The organism is Maribacter luteocoastalis, from assembly GCF_048890225.1.
Classification (GTDB): Bacteria; Bacteroidota; Bacteroidia; order Flavobacteriales; family Flavobacteriaceae; genus Maribacter; species Maribacter luteocoastalis.
Window position 1 is genome coordinate 412,327 of the sequence record NZ_JBMFZG010000001.1, and the last position, 18,926, is coordinate 431,252.

At 36.0% G+C, this 18,926-nt stretch carries 16 protein-coding genes; 10 read left to right on the top strand and 6 right to left on the bottom strand.

All coding sequences use genetic code 11. The features are described from left to right. Window positions 1-5 precede the first annotated feature (5 nt). Both ACOCEA_RS01760 and ACOCEA_RS01765 read right to left on the bottom strand, forming a co-directional pair. On the bottom strand, window positions 6-1,235 hold the full coding sequence (locus ACOCEA_RS01760; RefSeq protein ID WP_420754471.1) for a metallophosphoesterase: 1,230 nt from the start codon (window positions 1,233-1,235) through the stop codon (window positions 6-8). Window positions 1,236-1,291: 56 nt separating this feature from the next. Further along, the gene (locus ACOCEA_RS01765) at window positions 1,292-2,014 is read right to left on the bottom strand and encodes a copper homeostasis protein CutC (protein ID WP_420754472.1); all 723 of its coding nucleotides are present in this window, start codon (window positions 2,012-2,014) and stop codon (window positions 1,292-1,294) included. A gap of 39 nt (window positions 2,015-2,053) precedes the next feature. On the opposite strand from ACOCEA_RS01765, the gene ACOCEA_RS01770 reads away from it, so the two are divergent. Together ACOCEA_RS01770 and polA are read left to right on the top strand one after the other, a co-directional pair. Beyond that, window positions 2,054-3,046: an isoaspartyl peptidase/L-asparaginase family protein gene (locus ACOCEA_RS01770; protein ID WP_420754473.1), complete on the top strand. Its 993-nt coding sequence runs from the start codon at window positions 2,054-2,056 to the stop codon at window positions 3,044-3,046. A gap of 115 nt (window positions 3,047-3,161) precedes the next feature. Next, entirely contained in the window at window positions 3,162-5,999 is a 2,838-nt protein-coding gene (gene polA / locus ACOCEA_RS01775) for a DNA polymerase I (protein ID WP_420754474.1), read from the top strand. Window positions 6,000-6,067: 68 nt separating this feature from the next. Here polA and ACOCEA_RS01780 read toward each other — a convergent pair whose 3' ends face one another. Beyond that, window positions 6,068-6,631 (bottom strand): hypothetical protein, encoded by a 564-nt coding sequence (locus tag ACOCEA_RS01780; RefSeq protein WP_420754475.1) that lies wholly within the window; start codon window positions 6,629-6,631, stop codon window positions 6,068-6,070. Window positions 6,632-6,919: 288 nt separating this feature from the next. On the opposite strand from ACOCEA_RS01780, the gene ACOCEA_RS01785 reads away from it, so the two are divergent. Beyond that, complete coding sequence (locus ACOCEA_RS01785) at window positions 6,920-7,231, top strand: T9SS type A sorting domain-containing protein (protein ID WP_420754476.1); 312 nt, start codon at window positions 6,920-6,922, stop codon at window positions 7,229-7,231. A gap of 4 nt (window positions 7,232-7,235) precedes the next feature. Here the strand turns inward: ACOCEA_RS01785 and ACOCEA_RS01790 are convergent, their stop codons facing one another. From ACOCEA_RS01790 to ACOCEA_RS01800, 3 genes are all read right to left on the bottom strand, one after another. Beyond that, window positions 7,236-9,647, bottom strand: coding sequence for a TonB-dependent receptor (locus ACOCEA_RS01790; RefSeq protein ID WP_420754477.1), 2,412 nt, complete (start codon window positions 9,645-9,647; stop codon window positions 7,236-7,238). Window positions 9,648-9,657: 10 nt separating this feature from the next. Then, window positions 9,658-10,800, bottom strand: a complete 1,143-nt coding sequence (locus ACOCEA_RS01795) for a DUF4249 domain-containing protein (protein ID WP_420754478.1) — start codon at window positions 10,798-10,800, stop codon at window positions 9,658-9,660. A gap of 123 nt (window positions 10,801-10,923) precedes the next feature. After that, window positions 10,924-11,430 carry a hypothetical protein gene (locus tag ACOCEA_RS01800; protein ID WP_420754479.1) on the bottom strand — a complete coding sequence of 169 codons (507 nt, stop codon included), beginning with the start codon at window positions 11,428-11,430 and terminating at the stop codon, window positions 10,924-10,926. Window positions 11,431-11,879: 449 nt separating this feature from the next. On the opposite strand from ACOCEA_RS01800, the gene rplM reads away from it, so the two are divergent. From rplM to ACOCEA_RS01835, 7 genes are all read left to right on the top strand, one after another. Next, a complete protein-coding gene (gene rplM, locus ACOCEA_RS01805; protein ID WP_420754480.1) occupies window positions 11,880-12,335 on the top strand; it encodes a 50S ribosomal protein L13 in 456 nt (151 codons plus the stop codon). Beyond that, complete coding sequence (gene rpsI, locus ACOCEA_RS01810) at window positions 12,335-12,721, top strand: 30S ribosomal protein S9 (protein ID WP_420754481.1); 387 nt, start codon at window positions 12,335-12,337, stop codon at window positions 12,719-12,721. Before rplM ends, rpsI begins: the two co-directional genes overlap by 1 nt. Before the next feature lie 242 nt (window positions 12,722-12,963). Further along, entirely contained in the window at window positions 12,964-14,004 is a 1,041-nt protein-coding gene (gene rpsB, locus ACOCEA_RS01815) for a 30S ribosomal protein S2 (RefSeq protein ID WP_420754482.1), read from the top strand. 68 nt (window positions 14,005-14,072) lie between these two features. Continuing rightward, window positions 14,073-14,897, top strand: coding sequence for a translation elongation factor Ts (tsf, locus tag ACOCEA_RS01820; RefSeq protein WP_420754483.1), 825 nt, complete (start codon window positions 14,073-14,075; stop codon window positions 14,895-14,897). 173 nt (window positions 14,898-15,070) lie between these two features. Continuing rightward, entirely contained in the window at window positions 15,071-15,778 is a 708-nt protein-coding gene (gene pyrH, locus ACOCEA_RS01825) for a UMP kinase (RefSeq protein ID WP_420754484.1), read from the top strand. A 41-nt stretch (window positions 15,779-15,819) separates the two neighbouring features. Then, the gene (gene frr / locus ACOCEA_RS01830; protein ID WP_420754485.1) at window positions 15,820-16,374 is read left to right on the top strand and encodes a ribosome recycling factor; all 555 of its coding nucleotides are present in this window, start codon (window positions 15,820-15,822) and stop codon (window positions 16,372-16,374) included. 138 nt (window positions 16,375-16,512) lie between these two features. Continuing rightward, complete coding sequence (locus ACOCEA_RS01835; protein ID WP_420754486.1) at window positions 16,513-18,900, top strand: efflux RND transporter permease subunit; 2,388 nt, start codon at window positions 16,513-16,515, stop codon at window positions 18,898-18,900. The last annotated feature ends 26 nt before the right edge of the window (window positions 18,901-18,926 follow it).

An 18,926-nucleotide genomic window follows, 5' to 3' on the forward strand; every position in this document is an offset into this window, starting at 1 on the left:
TAAAATCATGTTAATGATTTCTTTTTTAAGGTGATGACGGTAATTTCTGGCCAAATACCAACCCTACCAGGATAACCTAAAAAACCAAAACCCCTGTTTACATTAATGTATTGACCAAGTTCTTTGTAGACTCCTGCCCAATATTTATAACGCCATTTTACGGGGCTCCATTTAATCCAACCCGGTATCTCAATACCAAATTGCATACCATGCGTATGTCCACTTAGGGTAAGATGAAAATGTTTGTCATCCTGTAACACCTCATCCTCCCAATGAGACGGGTCATGACTCATAAGGATAGTGAAATCGTCCATAGAAATTTTAGAGATTGCTTTTTTAAGGTCACCTGCTTTTTTAAAACCTCCTCTACCCCAGTTCTCCACACCAACCAAAGCTATTTTACTATCACCCTTTTGTAAATACCGGTGCTCGTTTAACAAAAGGTCAAATCCCATTTGTTTTTGTAAAGCTTTTAAATCCTCTAAATTTTGACTTTTTAATTCCTCGGTCTCCCATTCAATATAATCCCCATAATCATGGTTTCCAAGCACAGAATATTTACCATCCGATGCTTTTAAAGTGCCAAAAAGGTCAGCCCAAGGCAACATCTCTTCCGTCTTATTGTTTACCATATCCCCAGTAAACAAAATAGCGTTACTTTTTTGTTTATTAACTAAGTCCACCGCATAGGCTATTTTCTCCTTGTTATCAAAACTCCCACTATGTATGTCTGAAATCTGTGTTATTTGATAACCATCAAATGCCTCTGGAAGGTCCTCAAACTCCAATTTATATTTCAACACCTTAAAATTATATTTCCCTCTATACATCCCATAAAGTAAAGCCCCAAAAGGTACCGCAGCTATACCAAGGGCCAATAAACTTAAAAAGCGTCTTCGTTCGGGTAAGCTAAAAACCTTTGTAGTTCCAAAAACCTTCTCATAACCCCCAGATAAAACCCTAAATATATCTTCAGAAAAAAGAAAGAATATGGTAATAATCTTAAAAGTTAAAATAGTAAGCAAAAAACCAAATGCAAAACTTTTGGGCCTACTCAAAACCCTACCTGCTTCTTCTCCTACTGTAAATTGATAGATAAAATTGGCCATTACCAAAAAAGCCAAAAGCATATATACATAATACCAAATAGGCTGGCGCCAAACGGTTTTCAAGGCTTGTAATACATAAAAACTTAAACCTGTATAAATAATGACAAAAATTATCCAGCGCAACATAGTGTCTTTTTTACAAAGATATTTTTTGATATTCTATTAAGATGCTCTTTTGCGTTTTATTTAACCTTCTCAACAACAGTCCTAATTGATTGAACCTGGGTTACAGCCAAACTATCATCCTTAAGAAGGGAACCGGAATTCATAGAAACTTTTGGCGCCTCACTTAATGTTTTATGAAATTGGGTACCGGACAAATGAACTGCCCTAAACCCTTTTTCCTTAAAAAGACATACATTATCACTAGTAATACCAGAACCCGGCATTAGCGTACATGAAGAAGATTTTTCGCTGAGCTCAGTGAGTAAATCAATCCCTAAAATGGCAGATTTTTGTTGTCCAGAAGATAAAATGGTATCCACACCCAAACCTTCAAGTTCATGTAATGCCCTTAAAGGATCTTTAACCCAATCAAATGCCCTATGAAATGTAAAATGTAATCCTCTTGCCAAATGCATTAATGCTTCTGTCCTATCAATGTCCAAGGTAAAATCTGTCTTCAATATACCCGAAACAACACCATCAAAACCCAAATCACTACAAAGTTGAATATTTCGCTTCATGATTTCAAACTCGAAATTGGAATATGAAAAATCTCCACTTCTCGGTCGTATAAGCACGTGCACAGGAATAGTAATCAACTCCTTTACCTTCTGCAAAAGGCCATAGGATGGGGTAATCCCACCAACAGCCAACTCAGAACAGAGCTCTATCCTATCTGCACCAGCTTTTTGGGCATTTAAGGCAGATTCCAAAGAATTGGCACAAACTTCTACAAGCATATCCCTATATTTAGGGAACTAAAGTAAAGAACCAAACGCATGAAAAGAAGAAAGTTTCTTAAAAATTCTGGAACGGTAACCGCTGGCATGTTATCCGCACCACTATTGGCATCATACAGTGAAAATAAAAATCAAAATGATACTGTTGACAAAATAAAAACCTCTTACCCTATTGCCCTATGCACATGGGATTTCGGCAATGCCACAGCCAAGGCTTGGGAAGTTTTAAATGCAGGAGGTAATTCTTTAGACGCCGTACATGAAGGCGTAATGATAGAGGAAAACAATCTAAACAACCAGACAGTTGGAAATGGTGGCAGGCCTGATAGGGATGGTAATGTAACACTTGACGCGTGTATCATGGACAAAGATGCTAATTGTGGTGCTGTTTTGGCCTTACAAAATATAGCTAATCCAATTTCTGTTGCCAGAAAGGTAATGGAAGAAACGCCACATGTAATGTTGGTTGGCAAAGGCGCAGAACAATTCGCCTATGAGCAAGGTTTTAAAAAGACAAATCTGTTAACTGAAAAATCCAAAAAAGATTGGGAAGATTGGAAAGTAACCTCAAAATATAAGCCCATAATAAATATTGAAAACCATGATACCATTGGCATGCTGGCCATTGATGCCAAAGGAGATATAGCTGGGGCATGTACAACAAGTGGAATGGCATTTAAAATGGCAGGACGTGTGGGAGATTCCCCAATTATTGGTGCAGGGTTATTTGTAGATAACGAGATTGGCGGTGCAACTGCCACAGGGGTTGGGGAAGAAGTAGTACGCACCGTAGGCAGTTTTTTAATTGTAGAACTCATGCGACAAGGAAAATCTCCTCAAGAAGCTTGTGAAGAAGGTGTTCGTAGAATTATTGAAAAAAATAAAGGAAAACTCGACTTTCAAATTGGCTTCATCGCCATAAACAAAAAAGGGGAAACTGGTGGTTATTGCATTCATCCAGGCTTTTCTTATAGAAGTTTTAGCAAAGAAGGTCATGTAAACAATCTAGCTGGTAGTTATTTAAAATCTTAATATCATTCCCATGAAATAAAATATTGGTTTCAATATAATTGAAGACCCAATTTTTTTAGTGGACTTTTTTTCACTTTCTATTTGTATTTTTAACCTCTTACATTAAATTCCAAAAATGGCAGATCAAAAAAGACTTTTTCTTTTAGATGCATACGCACTCATATTTCGTGGCTACTATGCCTTGATAAAGAACCCAAGAATTAATTCTAAGGGTATGGATACCTCTGCCATAATGGGGTTCATGAACTCCTTGTTCGATGTTATTAAACGTGAAAAACCAGACCACCTTGCTGTTTGTTTTGATAAGGGTGGAAGTGCAGAACGCACGGAATTATTTCCGGAATACAAGGCCAATAGGGATGAAACCCCAGACGCTATTAGAATTGCCGTTCCCTACATACAGGAAATCCTAAAGGCAATGCATATACCTTCTGTTGTTTTGGAAGGTTGGGAAGCAGACGACATCATTGGAACCTTGGCCAAACAAGCAGAAAAGGAAGAATACAAAGTTTTTATGGTTACACCAGATAAGGATTTTGGGCAATTGGTCTCAGAGAATATTTTCATGTACAGACCAGCAAGAATGGGTAATGGTATTGAAATTTGGGGCATTCCCGAAGTCCAAAAACGATTTGGTGTGGAACGTCCGGAACAAGTAATAGACTATTTAGGGATGATGGGCGATGCAAGTGACAACATCCCCGGACTTCCTGGTGTTGGTGACAAAACTGCCAAAAAATTCATTGCAGATTTTGGGTCTATGGAAAACCTGTTGGCAAATACAGATCAGCTAAAAGGTAAGATGAAAGAGAAGATAGAAGAAAACGCAGAACTCGGGATGTTATCTAAAAAACTTGCTACTATTTGTATAGATTGTGATGTCACCTTTGATGCCAAAGACTATGAAATGTCTGTTCCTGACAATGAGAAAGTGCAAGAAATATTTGAGGAACTGGAGTTCAGAAGACTAAAAGATCAGTTCATCAAAATCTTTTCAGGTGAAACAGAAGAAACCCAAACACAGGTAACCAGTACTGAAACTGCCAAAAAAGTAGCCACTTCTTCCGCAGGAAGCGGACAGTTTAGCCTATTTGGTGGCGATGGCATTGCCCCGGCAACCATAAAAGATAGCTCTAGTAGAAATACCATAAAAGACATTCCCCATGCTTACCAAAGTATTGCACCGGGAATGGCAATGAAATTGTTTCTTCAAAATCTGATGAAGCAAAAATCGGTTTGTTTTGATACGGAAACAACTGGGCTTAATCCAATAACCGCAGAATTGGTAGGTATCGCATTTTCATGGGAAGCTACAAAGGGTTTTTACGTGCCAATACCTGAAAACAAAAATGATGCACAAGAAATACTAGAACAATTACGCCCTTTCTTTGAGTCTGAACATATTGAAAAAATGGGTCAGAACTTAAAATATGATATTAAGGTTCTTAAAAAATATAATATTCCTGTCAATGGACCATTGTTCGACACGATGTTAGCACATTACCTAATAAATCCAGACATGCGTCATAGCATGGATGTTTTAGCGGAAACCTATCTGAATTATACCCCAGTATCCATAACGGAACTAATAGGTAAAAAAGGCAAGAACCAACTCTCCATGAGGGATATTCCCCTTGAACAACAAACAGAATACGCTGTTGAGGACGCGGATATTACATTTCAATTGGCCCAACACTTTAAACCAGAACTAACTGAGGCTAAAACAGACAAACTTTTTAAGGATATAGAAATACCTTTATTGAGAGTATTGGCAGATATGGAGTTGGAAGGCATTAATCTAGATATAGATTTCTTAAAATCCTTGTCCTCTGACCTGAATAAAGATATCGCCGATCTGGAACAAAAAATTTATGAAGCTGCCGGAGAGGAATTTAATATTGGTTCACCAAAACAATTAGGAGAAATCCTTTTTAACAAAATGAAATTGGTAGACAAGCCTAAAAAAACCAAAACAGGACAGTATTCTACGGCAGAAGATGTACTATCCTATTTAGCTAAGGACCATGAGATTGTTCAAAATGTTTTAGACTATAGGGGGCTAACCAAACTTAAAAGCACCTATGTTGATGCCCTACCAGAGCAAGTAGAGCCATCTACCGGAAGAGTGCATACAGATTACATGCAAACCGTTGCGGCAACTGGTCGTCTCAGCAGCAACAATCCCAATTTACAAAATATTCCCATTAGGACAGAAAGAGGAAGACAAGTACGAAAAGCCTTTGTGCCCAAGGATGAAAACCACGTTTTACTGGCGGCGGATTATTCCCAAATTGAACTTCGTATTATTGCTGCATTAAGTGAAGAAGATACTATGATAGAAGCTTTTAAAAATGGAGAAGACATTCACACTTCTACCGCGTCCAAGGTATTTAATATTCCGCTGGAGGAAGTAACTAGAGAGCAACGAAGCAATGCAAAGACAGTGAACTTTGGTATTATTTATGGAGTTTCTGCATTTGGGTTAAGCAACCAAACAGATTTATCCAGGGCAGAATCCAAGGAACTTATAGATATGTATTACAAAACCTATCCAAAGCTTAGAAATTACATGAGCGAGTTGGTAGATTTTGCAAGGGAAAACGGCTACGTACAAACTGTTTTAGGAAGACGCCGGTATTTAAAAGATATTAATGGGAGTAATGCCATTGTGCGTGGTGCAGCAGAAAGAAACGCAGTGAACGCCCCTATACAAGGAAGCGCGGCTGATATTATTAAATTAGCCATGATCAATATTCACAAAAAACTAGTGAAAGGTGCTTATAAATCTAAGATGCTGTTACAGGTACATGATGAATTGGTTTTTGATATTTACAAACCAGAGTTGGAAGAACTTAAATCCATAATCAAATCAGAAATGGAAAATGCCTATAAACTGGCAGTGCCTTTGGATGTAGAAATAGGGATAGGCCAAAACTGGCTTGAAGCACATTAAGAGCAAATTTTATAAACTTAAAAAGGCACCAATTACGGTGCCTTTTTACTTTAAGGATACTATCTTATTTAGTGACTATAGCTACTAGCCCATTTCATTTTTTTAAATTTGATTCCTTGCAGAAACTTTTGAAAAGGTTTTAAATAACTTAGTAGAGAAAACGGTTCAAAATCAAAGCGTAATAACACTTGTTTGGACTCATCACCGCTTAACTCAAGACCATTTACAATTTCAAAATCTAAATGATCAAAACGGTATAATGGTTCCTTAGACCTATCATCATAAATAAACTCATTACCTTTACTACTAAGGTAAAAGCGAAATGTTGAATAAGAACCTGAATCTAACTTAAGTACACTTTTCGTCTTGATAAAAAGCCCCGTATGCATTCCTTTGAGTTGCATGCTTTCGTTACCTGAAAAGTCCGTAATTATATGCTCATTCCCTTTTTTATCAATAGCGGAAAACTTGATAACATTTACATTCATTTGAGAGACACCCTTTTCAGAGGCATACTTATTCTTTAAAATCAAGTCTTTGATTCGCTTACCGTCCACATCCCATTGATCCATCATATCTAATGAAAAAGGGACTGTCTGCCATATTGTTGGATAAAATTTTAATTCTTTCATAACTATGTATATTAAATTATACACTACAAAGTTCTAGCAATTGACCAACATCAAAAACATCTAAATTTTCAAATTTATATGCTATTTTAACTTTAGATAAGTGTTTTGTATTAAAATTTGTTAATATTACACACCACCTTATTAATATGGAATTTCTAAAGTGATAACAGTTAATGATTAAGATTTAAACTTGACAATTAATACCCCTTTTTGTTAATTCATTCCCAATGTGATACTAAATTAGATATTTACACCGTTTTTTTAAGAGAGAATTGATGGCTAACTTCCATGAACAAGAAACTGATTTTATTTGCACTGTTGGTTATCACCCTTAACAATACGGGCTTTTCTCAAAGTGCAGAAAAAGTTACCATATTCCCCAATCCAGCAACTTCCGTAATAAATATTTTAGGGCTTAAAAATACGTCCCAAGCTTCCATTATCATTACGGATATATATGGATCTACTGTGATAAACTATAAATGGGAAATCAAAAAAAATGCCCTAAACATACCTATCGCCAATCTTAATCAAGGCATATACTTACTATCCATTAAGTCTGAAGAAGAGGTTATTCAAAAGAAGTTTTATAAAAAATAAATCTTTAGTCAAAAACAAAGTTATAAGTAATGGCAAATAAAGGACTATTTAGTATTGATAGTTCATAGGAACCCAAAGGACTATCTAAAAATACTTCAGAATCAGCCGCACCTTGTCTTTGTGCATAATACAAGTTAAAAGGATTTCTACGACCATATACATTATAAATTGTGAAAATCCAGTCACCCTTCCATCTTCGGTTAGGATTTTTTCCATAACGTACTTTCCAAGAAAAGTCTAACCTGTGATAAGGTCTTAATCTAGCGTTATTTCGCTCTAAAAAAATAGGGACATCGACGTTATCTAATTTAAATGTCCCATTTGCTACTGAGTAAGGTCTACCGGTTTGGGCCGTAAAGTTAAAACTCCAAGTATTGTACGCATCGCCTTCAAAATTTAAAGTTCCATTTATTACGTGGGGCCTATCAAAATCAGAAGGATACCATTGGTTATTGTTTACCCTATCTGCCAACCTTTCATTCTGCGACCTTAAAAAACTTCTTGACCAGGTATAGTTTAACCAGCCATTGACTTTACCTTTAGGCTTTTTTAAACTTAATTCAATTCCATAAGCTCTCCCTTCGGCTTGCACAATATCCCGTTCCAAGTACTCTGCTAGGAAAAAATCAGCACCGGGCTTATAAGTAATATTATTTTCCGATAACCTGTAATATCCTTCCAAACCAAATTCCATAGAATTATCTACCAATCCGGTATATATCCCCAAGCCAAATGCATCACTACTTTGTGGTTCTATATTGGGATCAGAAGTCTTCCATCTTGATGTGGGCAATGGCGTTGTTGAATTATAAACATTTTGCAAATACTGATTTAATCTTGCATAGCTAGCTTTGATAGAAGTATTTTCTGATACCAAATAATTTATTCCTAATCTTGGCTCTAGGTTATTATATGTCTTTACCCCCGCTCCTTTTTCAAAAACATTGGTACTTGCCAATTCACCTGTAATTTCATTAAAGAAACCCTGTTTATACGGGCCAACAAATACGAAATGATTAAATCGTAAACCTGTGGATATGCTTAAATTTTCATTCAAATTCCAATTAACATTGCCAAATCCCGCAAATACATAGCTATTTTCCTTTTCTAGAGTAACTGGAATAATGCTATTCCCATTTCCTGGATCTAGTTCACCAGGCTCAATTGCATATTTGTTTATTTGTACACCGCTATAATATTCTAAATTGTCATTGATTCTATTAGAGAACTCTGAAATAAAACTTAGATAATTAATTCTAGTTGTAAAATCTATTTGATTTTCTGAACCCTGTTCAGGAAAAATGGTTTTAGGGGCATAATCACTAGCTACAAACAGAGTTCGCAAAGTGGAATTATTAATAAAAGTATGTGTCCAATTTAGAGTACCGTTTAAAGTGCGAAAATCATATTGATTGTTTTCCGCATTTATGTTCTGCACTTTAGATATTAAATCTAACTGATAAAAGTCTTTTGAATAAAATCCAGTAAAGGAGACTTGATCATTTTCGGTAGGCAAATACAGTAATTTAAGAGTACTGTCATAGAAATTTGCTTTTGTATTTTTTAATCGTTCTGAAAAAAGAGGCAATAAAAAATCCGTGAAGCCGGCTCTACCACCAACACTCAACATCAGCTTGTCCTTAATAAGCGGTGTTTCTAATGAAAGTCGACTGGAAACAATTCCTATACCGCCACTTAGCTTTAATTTATCTACATATGGATTTTTAACCTTAACATCTAAGACGGATGTAGTTCTCCCGCCATATCTTGCTGGAATATTTGCCCTATACAAATCCACAGAAGATACTGACTCAGGTGTGAAAACTGAAAACAATCCAAATAAATGCGTTGGATTAAATACCGGCGCATAATCATACAACAATAAATTTTGATCTAATGACCCTCCCCGCACAGAAAGTCCGTTACTGACCTCCCCAGCATTGTTAACACCGGCCACCAGGGTCATACCACGTAAAACATCAAATTCGCCGATGGCAGCAGGAATTTTTTTCAAATCCTGTGCATTTAACTGAAGAGCCCCCATCTGCGGACTTTCAACATTATCCAAGACCCTTTTTGCCCTAACGATAACCTCGGAAAGCTGCTCTTCCTGTGGTATTAATTTTACAGTGATAATTTTCCCTTCCGATAAATCAATTGTGAGATTTCTTGTTGAAAATCCAATATAACTAACCGTTACCTGATAATTATCTGGTGGCAGGTTAATAGAAAACCTGCCAGCTTGATTAGAAACTCCTCCACATGCACATGGGGTTATTGCAATTTGCGCGTTATCCAAAGGTAGGTCTGTGTCATAATTTAAAATTACAAATGAAAGTGTCACTTCTTGTGCAAACAAGATACTTACGTTGAAAAACAGAACACAAAAAATACAAAACACTTTTTTTACAGTCATACTTGCACAATTAATTATCCATCCATCCATTAGGTTCAATAGCGGTCCTAAATTTAGATTCTTCACAAGGAGCAAAATTAGTTGCAGGAGGAGGATAAGGTGATCCAATTAGCGGTTCCAAAACTATAGGGTCGCTTGTTTCAAGTGGAGCTTGTGTTATGGACTCCCTCTCAACAAAAACACTAGAAACTGATGATGCTGCAGCGGTAAACCTACCAAGAACCACTTCATCCAGATCTTCAGGATTGAATAGGTTACCGATTAAAGCAGCTGGTGGTGGTGCATTTAAACCAGAGGAATTATCTACAATATCTTTTAAAACCTTATAATATTCAAAAGCACTTGGTGTTAAAGAAAATTGTTGTAATTCAACAACCATATTCTCTTTTGTATTTAATAAAATATCCCCAACGGGAAGATTCGTAACTGCATTACCATTTGTAAACTGATCATTAAAAATATTTATATTATCAGGGTAGCGAATTTGCCAACAATCCGTTTCACAGATATAGTTAAAGTATCGCCTTAATCTTCCCCTTAGATCATATGCGATACAATCACCATCCCTAAACAATCCTTCTATACATATTTTACAATAATCCAAATTCTCAAAAGACCGATATGACCAGTAATAATAATTATCCTCTTGTTGAGGATCATTAAAATTAACCGTGACCCTATGTCCAGGTACAAATTTTCCTCCACCGATTTCTCTAAATGCCAATTCTGGAACGTAATTCACCTGCATATCATCTATAGGAACAGGGTCTAATACCAATTCCTCAACCGATTCAATTCTTTTACCATTCTCCAAAACAACTACCAATCTCCATATCTCACCAGGAATTATGGCAAAATCTTCATCCACGATGTATGAGTTCATAGCTTCTGTTAAAACTACTTCTTCACCGTTAATCGTATTTTCAAAAACAACCCTAGCTCCAGCTACAGGGTTCACAACCCTTACTCCAAATTCCACGGCGGTTTCACTGATAGTAACGTTTGAAGCACCTGGCAATGTTGAGGCAAAGGCATCTATGAATAGTAAATCTTCTTCATATTGAAATTCTGGTTCTACAGGATCAATACAAGCTAAAAAAAGGAGTGGGAACGAAAGGAACGTCAAGAATCGAAGAATTGACAATTTTAGCATTGGTTTTTATTACTAGGTTTGGCGATGATAAATATATTCTAATTTTTTAACATCAATTACCATATAAAAATAAAACACCCTTTCAATGAATTGAAAGGGTGTTTTATAAGTAATATATCAAATCTACCTCTTTATAAAAATCAACTCCCCACTATCTGTAAAATTCGGTATTTGTAAATCAGTTGCATCAACAATCATTATATCACCATCAATACTAACATCAACATATATTGTTTCTCCAGTGGTATCAACTATACTCACAACACTGCCATCAAATGTATACGTACTGGATTCAGTATCTGCTTGTGTAGGACAAGGTATATCTAAACCCGAGGAAGTAGCATTCACTTCTATATAACTCGTTGAATTGGATGCCGTTGCCGTGAGATCCTCATTAAATTCTAAGGTGACTACGTAACATTCCTTATCCGTTAGGAAATCCAAAATTTGTTTGCCAAATTTAGCATCATCACTTGCCGTATCGTTATTAATTCTTAATTCTGTTGCATCCCAAGTACCAATAATTGCAGAAGCATTGGTTTTGGTTACCTGTTGACCACCCTCTTTATCTGAACTGCAAGAGATTACCAAAAAAGTTGCTATAAACAGGATGACTAAATTGTATTTCATAATTTTTTCGTTTGGTTGCTGACCAAGTTAAACGAAAAAGCAATCATATTATTTCAAATGGGCACTAAATTCTTGTTCCAAAAAAAATGTAATCATCCATAAACCTTAAATTGTTGATTATACAATCGTAAAATTTTATTGCTTTTTACCATAATCATTTTGCGAAAACTAATTTCGCAAAAGATATATTACAGACATTGCCTAAGAAATTAATTGTATTAGGATTTTATGGTATACCTAAAAACAAATGAGTCCTTTCGATAAAACTATATTTATGCCATTTTATAATTACAATTTTGTATTATCCTATTTTGGTTATGAAGGATAAAATCTTCATTCTAAAAAAATTACAAATATTAAGAAACAACTATTTGCAATTCAAGTTTATAATTGTACATTTGCAGCCCCTTTGACGGGATTGACAAGAATAATAGTAAAAAAAGTATATAGTGGATACATTAAGTTACAAAACCATATCTGCCAATAAAGCTACTGTAAACAAGGAGTGGTTATTGGTTGATGCCGAAGGAGAAACACTAGGACGTTTATCCTCTAAAGTGGCTAATTTATTGCGAGGAAAGCATAAGCCAAGTTTTACTCCACACGTTGATTGTGGTGACAATGTAGTTATCATCAACGCCGAAAAGGTAACACTTAGCGGAAACAAATGGTCTGACAAAACGTATCTAAGATATACAGGATATCCAGGTGGTCAACGTTCGACCACGGCCAAAGAGTTGTTGGTAAAAAACCCAGCCAGTATTGTTGAGATAGCTGTAAAAGGTATGCTTCCTAAAAATAGATTAGGTGCCGATCTTTTTAGAAACCTAAAAGTGTATGTTGGTGCCGAACACGGACAAGAAGCTCAAAAACCAACTGTAGTAAATTTAAAAGATATTAAATAATGGAGATAATTCACAAAATAGGTAGAAGAAAAACCGCTGTTGCAAGAATCTATCTTTCTCAAGGTAATGGTACTATCACCATTAACAACAAAGATTTAAACGATTATTTCCCAACTGCGACTTTACAGTATAAAGTAAAACAACCTTTTACCCTAACAGGAACCGAGGACAACTATGATGTTAAGGTTAATGTTTACGGTGGCGGTATTACAGGACAAGCTGAAGCTATCCGTTTAGCACTTTCTAGAGCTATGTGTGAGGTAGATTCAGAAAACAGGGCTACCCTTAAACCTGAAGGTTTATTGACAAGAGACCCAAGAATGGTAGAGCGCAAGAAATTCGGTCAGAAGAAAGCGCGTAAGAAATTCCAATTCTCTAAACGTTAATCACAAAAAATTTATGGCATCTGTCGAAAGACAGATGCCCATTTATATTTTCATCGATACCGAAACGAGTTCGGTATTTAACTAGTTCATTGAAAATCCTTTTACAGGATAATTAAAAATCCTTTTAACCAACTTCTACAGTGGCAAAAGGTAAATTAGTTTAGCATCTAAATGATAAAGGCTTTTCGAAAGAAATACCACTTGATCATTGCTAATTCAAAAGAACGTAAACTAAATTTAAAATGGCGAAAGTCGAAGTAAAACAATTATTAGAAGCGGGTGTACATTTTGGACACCTTACAAGAAAGTGGAATCCGAACATGGCTCCTTACATCTACATGGAGCGTAATGGTATACACGTAATCAATCTTTACAAAACAGTTGCAAAATTAGACGAAGCCAATGAGGCTTTAAGCAAAATTGCTGCATCTGGAAGAAAAATTCTTTTTGTTGCTACAAAAAAACAAGCAAAGGACATTGTTGCCGAAAAAGCTTCAAACGTAAATATGCCATATATTACCGAAAGGTGGCCTGGTGGTATGTTGACCAACTTTGTTACTATCAGAAAAGCTGTAAAGAAAATGGCTTCTATCGATAGGATGAAAAAAGATGGTACTTTTCTTACTTTATCTAAAAAAGAACGTCTTCAAGTAGATCGTTTACGTGCCAAATTAGAGAAAAACTTAGGTTCTATTTCTGAAATGACAAGATTACCTGGTGCGTTGTTTATTGTTGACACCATGCGTGAACACATTGCTGTTAAGGAAGCCCAGAAATTGAACATTCCAATTTTTGCAATGGTTGATACCAACTCTGATCCCAGGGATGTAGATTACTTAATACCATCTAATGATGATGCTTCTAAATCAATAGACATTATAATGACTCAAGTTTCTAATGCTATTGCAGAAGGACTAGCGGAAAGAAAGTCAGAAAAGTCAGAAGCTACCGAATCTAAAAAAGAAAAGGCTCCTAAAAAAGAAACGACCAAAGTAGCTGTTTCTAAAGATTCAGAAGAAGAAGTAGAAGAACAAGACGACCTAACCAAAATAGAAGGTGTAGGACCAAAAGCTGCTGAAGCGTTGATAAATGCTGGATTGGATACTTTTTCCAAAATTGCAAAGGCCGATGTTGAAGACATGAAGGAAATCTTAACTGAGGCTAATTCAAGAATGGCACATTTAGATCCTACCTCATGGCCAAAACAAGCCAAAATGGCCGCAAAGGGTAAATGGGATGAGCTAAAAGAGTGGCAAGACAATGTTAAAGGAGGGGTAGAATAACCCACCTTTTTTAATAGTAAAAAATTTAAATATAATTCCTTTTTAAAGGAACTCAAATAAATAATAAAATGGCAAAAATAACTGCTGCAGAAGTAAATAAGTTAAGAAAAACTACCGGTGCCGGCATGATGGATTGTAAAAAAGCTTTGGTTGAAGCTGAAGGCGATTTTGAAAAAGCAATTGAAATTCTTCGTAAAAAAGGACAAAAAGTTGCTGCAAAGAGAGCAGATAGGGATTCTTCTGAAGGTGCGGCTATTGCTAAGGTAAGTAGCGACAAAACGAGTGGCGTAATTATCTCATTGAACTGTGAGACAGATTTCGTGGCTAAGAATGATACTTTTGTAACATTGGCAAATGATTTGGCCGAACTAGCTTTGGGTTATGATAGCAAAGAAGCATTTTTAAATGCTGAATATAAAGGCATGACAGTTCAGGATAAATTAACTGAGCAGACAGGTGTTATTGGTGAGAAAATTGAAATAGGTGGTTTTGAAAGATTAGAGGCGCCATTTGTTGGGTCTTATATTCATGCAGGTAACAAAATAGCTGTTCTTACTGGTCTTTCCGCATCAGTAGATGGCGCTGAAGAAGCGGCCAAAGATGTTGCGATGCAAGCAGCTGCTATGAATCCAGTTGCCTTAAACGAAGATGGTGTAGACCAATCTGTTATTGATAAAGAAATTGAGATTGCTAAAGACCAATTGCGTCAAGAAGGTAAGCCAGAGGCTATGTTAGACAACATTGCCAAAGGAAAACTGAAACGTTTCTTCAAAGATAACACCTTGGTAAACCAAGATTTCATTAAAGACAGCAAACAAAGTGTTGCCCAATACATTAAATCAGTTGATTCCAATTTAGAAGTTATTGGATTTAAAAGAATTGCTTTAGGATAATACTTAGATTTATATTCATATTTAAGAACGCCACTATATTTTAGTGGCGTTTTTTATTACCATATAATTTAAAGGTTAGTTACGCCCATATAATAGGACTAGCAAGCACCATTAAAATAGCTTCCATTAGCATCGGTTTTTTTCATTATTTTTGTTTCGAAATAAAAATTAAGATGCAATATAAAAGGATACTCTTAAAACTTAGTGGCGAAGCCTTAATGGGCGAAAAGCAGTACGGTATAGACCCCAAAAGACTTGGAGAATACGCACAGGAAATTAAACAAGTTGTAGATAAAGGTATTCAAGTAGCCATTGTAATAGGCGGCGGAAATATTTTTCGTGGACTTGCAGGTGCTGCCACCGGAATGGACAGGGTTCAAGGGGATCATATGGGAATGTTAGCTACCGTAATAAATGGTTTGGCACTGCAAAGTGCTTTGGAAATGATCAATGTGCAAACACGATTGCAATCCGCCATTAAAATTAATGAGGTGGCAGAGCCTTTTATCAGAAGAAGAGCTATGAGACATTTAGAAAAAGGTAGAGTAGTGATTTTTGGGGGAGGAACTGGGAACCCTTATTTCACAACGGATTCCGCAGCTGTATTAAGAGCTATTGAAATAGAGGCAGATGTTATCCTAAAAGGAACAAGGGTAGATGGAATTTACACCTCAGATCCTGAAAAAGATAAAAATGCCACAAAGTTTGACAATATATCCTTCCAAGATGTCTTGACCAAAGGACTTAAAGTAATGGACACCACCGCATTTACCCTTAGTCAAGAAAATGAATTGCCAATAGTTGTTTTTGATATGAACAAAAAAGGCAATTTATTAAAAATCGTTGACGGGGAGAACATAGGAACAACAGTAAACATTTAGTATTGGCATACTTTATGCTTTTATAATAGAAATATTTTAAAATGAACGAAGAAATAGAATTTGTTTTAGACTCGGCCAAAGAAAATATGGATGCTGCCATTGCGCATTTAGAAAGAGAATTTGTTAAAATTCGCGCAGGAAAAGCTAGCCCAGCAATGCTATCTTCCGTTATGGTCGAATATTACGGATCATTAACTCCACTTTCACAAGTAGCCAATATAAACACACCAGATGGGCGTACAATATCTGTACAACCTTGGGAGAAAAATATGCTTCATGAAATTGAAAAAGCCATCATGAACTCCAATTTAGGCTTTAATCCAATGAATAACGGCGATTTTATTATAATCAATGTTCCGCCACTTACAGAGGAAAGAAGAATTCAATTAACCAAACAAGCCAAAGCTGAAGCAGAACATGCCAAAGTTGGCGTACGTAGTGCTAGACAAGAAGCAAACAAGGAAATTAAGGATTTGGATGTTTCAGAGGATTTACAAAAAAATGCTACGGCAGACATACAGGTTCTGACCGACAAATACGTTAAAAAAATTGATGATTTTCTAGTTGTTAAAGAGGCAGAAATCATGAAAGTTTAAAACAAAGCACCATAATTAATATATTTAAAAAGCAGCCCTTAGCGCTGCTTTTTTTATTCTAAATCAAATACATTTTCAACCTATCCACTTAGGCATACTTAACCACATTGGTTACCTTTGCATTCAGTAAAAACAAGTATGGTAGCTAAACTTACAAAAGGCTTTTGGGCAAAAACTGCAAGAATAATTCTTAGAAATAGAATTTTAATTTTAGTTCTAGTTGTTGCTTTCACAATATTTCTAGGCTTACAATGGAAAAATATGCGATTTTCCAGCTCGCAAGCCAATCTTCTACCAGATGGCCACCCCGTAAATATAGAGTACCAAGCATTCTTAAATCAGTTTGGGGAAGAAGGCAATGCGGTTGTTTTTGCCATCAGGGACTCTAGCCTTTTTAACCCGAAAAATTTTAATCGTTGGAATAAGTTGAGCAAACAGTTAGTAGCCTTTCCTGAGGTCGATTTTGTACTCTCAACAGATAATCTTCAAGAACTAGTCAAGGACAACGATAAGCAGGAGTTTGTAATGAAGCCTTTGTTTAAAAAACAACCCAAAGACGCAAAGGAATTAGATAGCATTGTTAACCATTTATTCAATAATCTGCCTTTTTATGATAATCTCATTTATAACAAGCAGAGCAGTACGATAAGAACGGTAATGTATCTTGACAAGGATATTGTAAACACAAGTGTTAGAAAGGATTTTATCTTAAAGGATATGACCCATCTTGTGGAAAATTTTGAAGAAGAAACCGGACTTAATATTCGAATATCGGGCATGCCCTACGTGCGCACCATGAATTCCCAAAACATCATAGATGAAATTGGAAAGTTCATCTTGGCGGCATTAGGTGTAACCTCATTAATATTCTTTTTCTTTTTCAGAAGCTTCAGAGCTACCTTAATTTCTATGTGTGTTGTTATTATAGGAGTTATGTGGGCATTTGGCATACTTGGTCTTTTACAGTATGAAATAACTGTACTCACTGCTCTGATACCGCCACTTATTATCGTGATTGGCATACCAAATTGCATTTTCCTAATTAATAAATATCAACAAGAAGTCAAAAAACATGGCAACCAGGCCCTCTCCTTACAAAGGGTAATTTCAAAAATCGGTAACGCGACGTTAATGACCAATATGACTACCGCTTCCGGATTTGCTACTTTTATTATTACGGATAGCAAATTATTAAAAGAGTTTGGGATTGTAGCCTCTATTAATATCATAGGCATATTTGTTTTATCCCTTCTGATAATTCCTATTATCTACAGCTTCCTGTCACTTCCAAAAACCAGGCACTTAAAACATTTGAACAAAAAATGGATAGATGCTTTTGTAAGTTGGATGGAACGTATTGTACGCCATAATAGGATTGCTGTTTACATTGCATCCATAGGCTTATTAGTGGTAAGTATTATTGGTATTTATCAGATAGAAATATCTGGAAGCCCCATAGAGGACATGCCAAAAAATGCAGATTTTTTTAAGGATATTAGATTTTTCGAAGAAGAATTTGACGGTATCATGCCATTGGAAATTGTAGTTGACACCAAACAACCAAAAGGTGTACTTAAACCAGCTACTTTAAAACGAATGGACCGTTTAGGTGATGTGATTGAAGAAATTCCAGAATTATCCAAACCTGTTTCGGTGGTTAATCTGGTTAAGTATTCCAAACAGGCATTCTATAATGGCATTCCAAAATACTACCAATTGCCAACCAGTCAGGAAAATAATTTCATAATGGATGTTGCCCGAAAATCATCAGACAATGGAAACCTTCTGAAAAGCTTTGTAGATAGTACTGGCCAGACCGCAAGAATGACCACTTTTATGCGCGATGTGAAGACAGACCGTATGGAACAAATCGAGGAAAGACTTATGGAAAATATTACAAAAATATTTCCAGTTGAACGTTATTCTGTATACATGACCGGTAGCGCATTGTTATTCCTGAAAGGGACCAAATATTTGGTCAAAAACTTGATTCTTTCACTTGCACTTGCCATTGGCCTTATCGCGTTATTCATGGCCTATCTATTTCGATCATTTAGAATGATTGTTATATCCCTAATTCCAAATCTATTGCCACTTATACTCACGGCAGGCATTATGGGTTTTGTTGGTGTTCCTATAAAACCTTCCACAATACTTGTTTTCAGTATAGCCTTTGGCATTTCGGTAGATGACACTATTCACTTTCTGGCCAAGTACCGCCAAGAGCTTACTGCCAGCAAATGGAAAATAGAGAAATCGGTCTATGCTGCATTACGGGAAACTGGAGTAAGCATGTTCTACACATCAATTGTATTATTTTTTGGATTTTCGGTTTTTGTAATCTCAAATTTTGGTGGAACTGTTGCACTTGGAGCCTTGGTTTCTGCAACCTTGTTATTTGCGATGTTGGCCAATCTTATATTACTGCCATCACTATTATTGTCCTTAGAAAAAAGCATAGCCAATAAAGAGGTACTTAAAAAACCACAGATAAACATTCTCCCAAAAGAAGAAGTAAACGACTAGGACCTTATTTAGACTCAAAGGGTTAT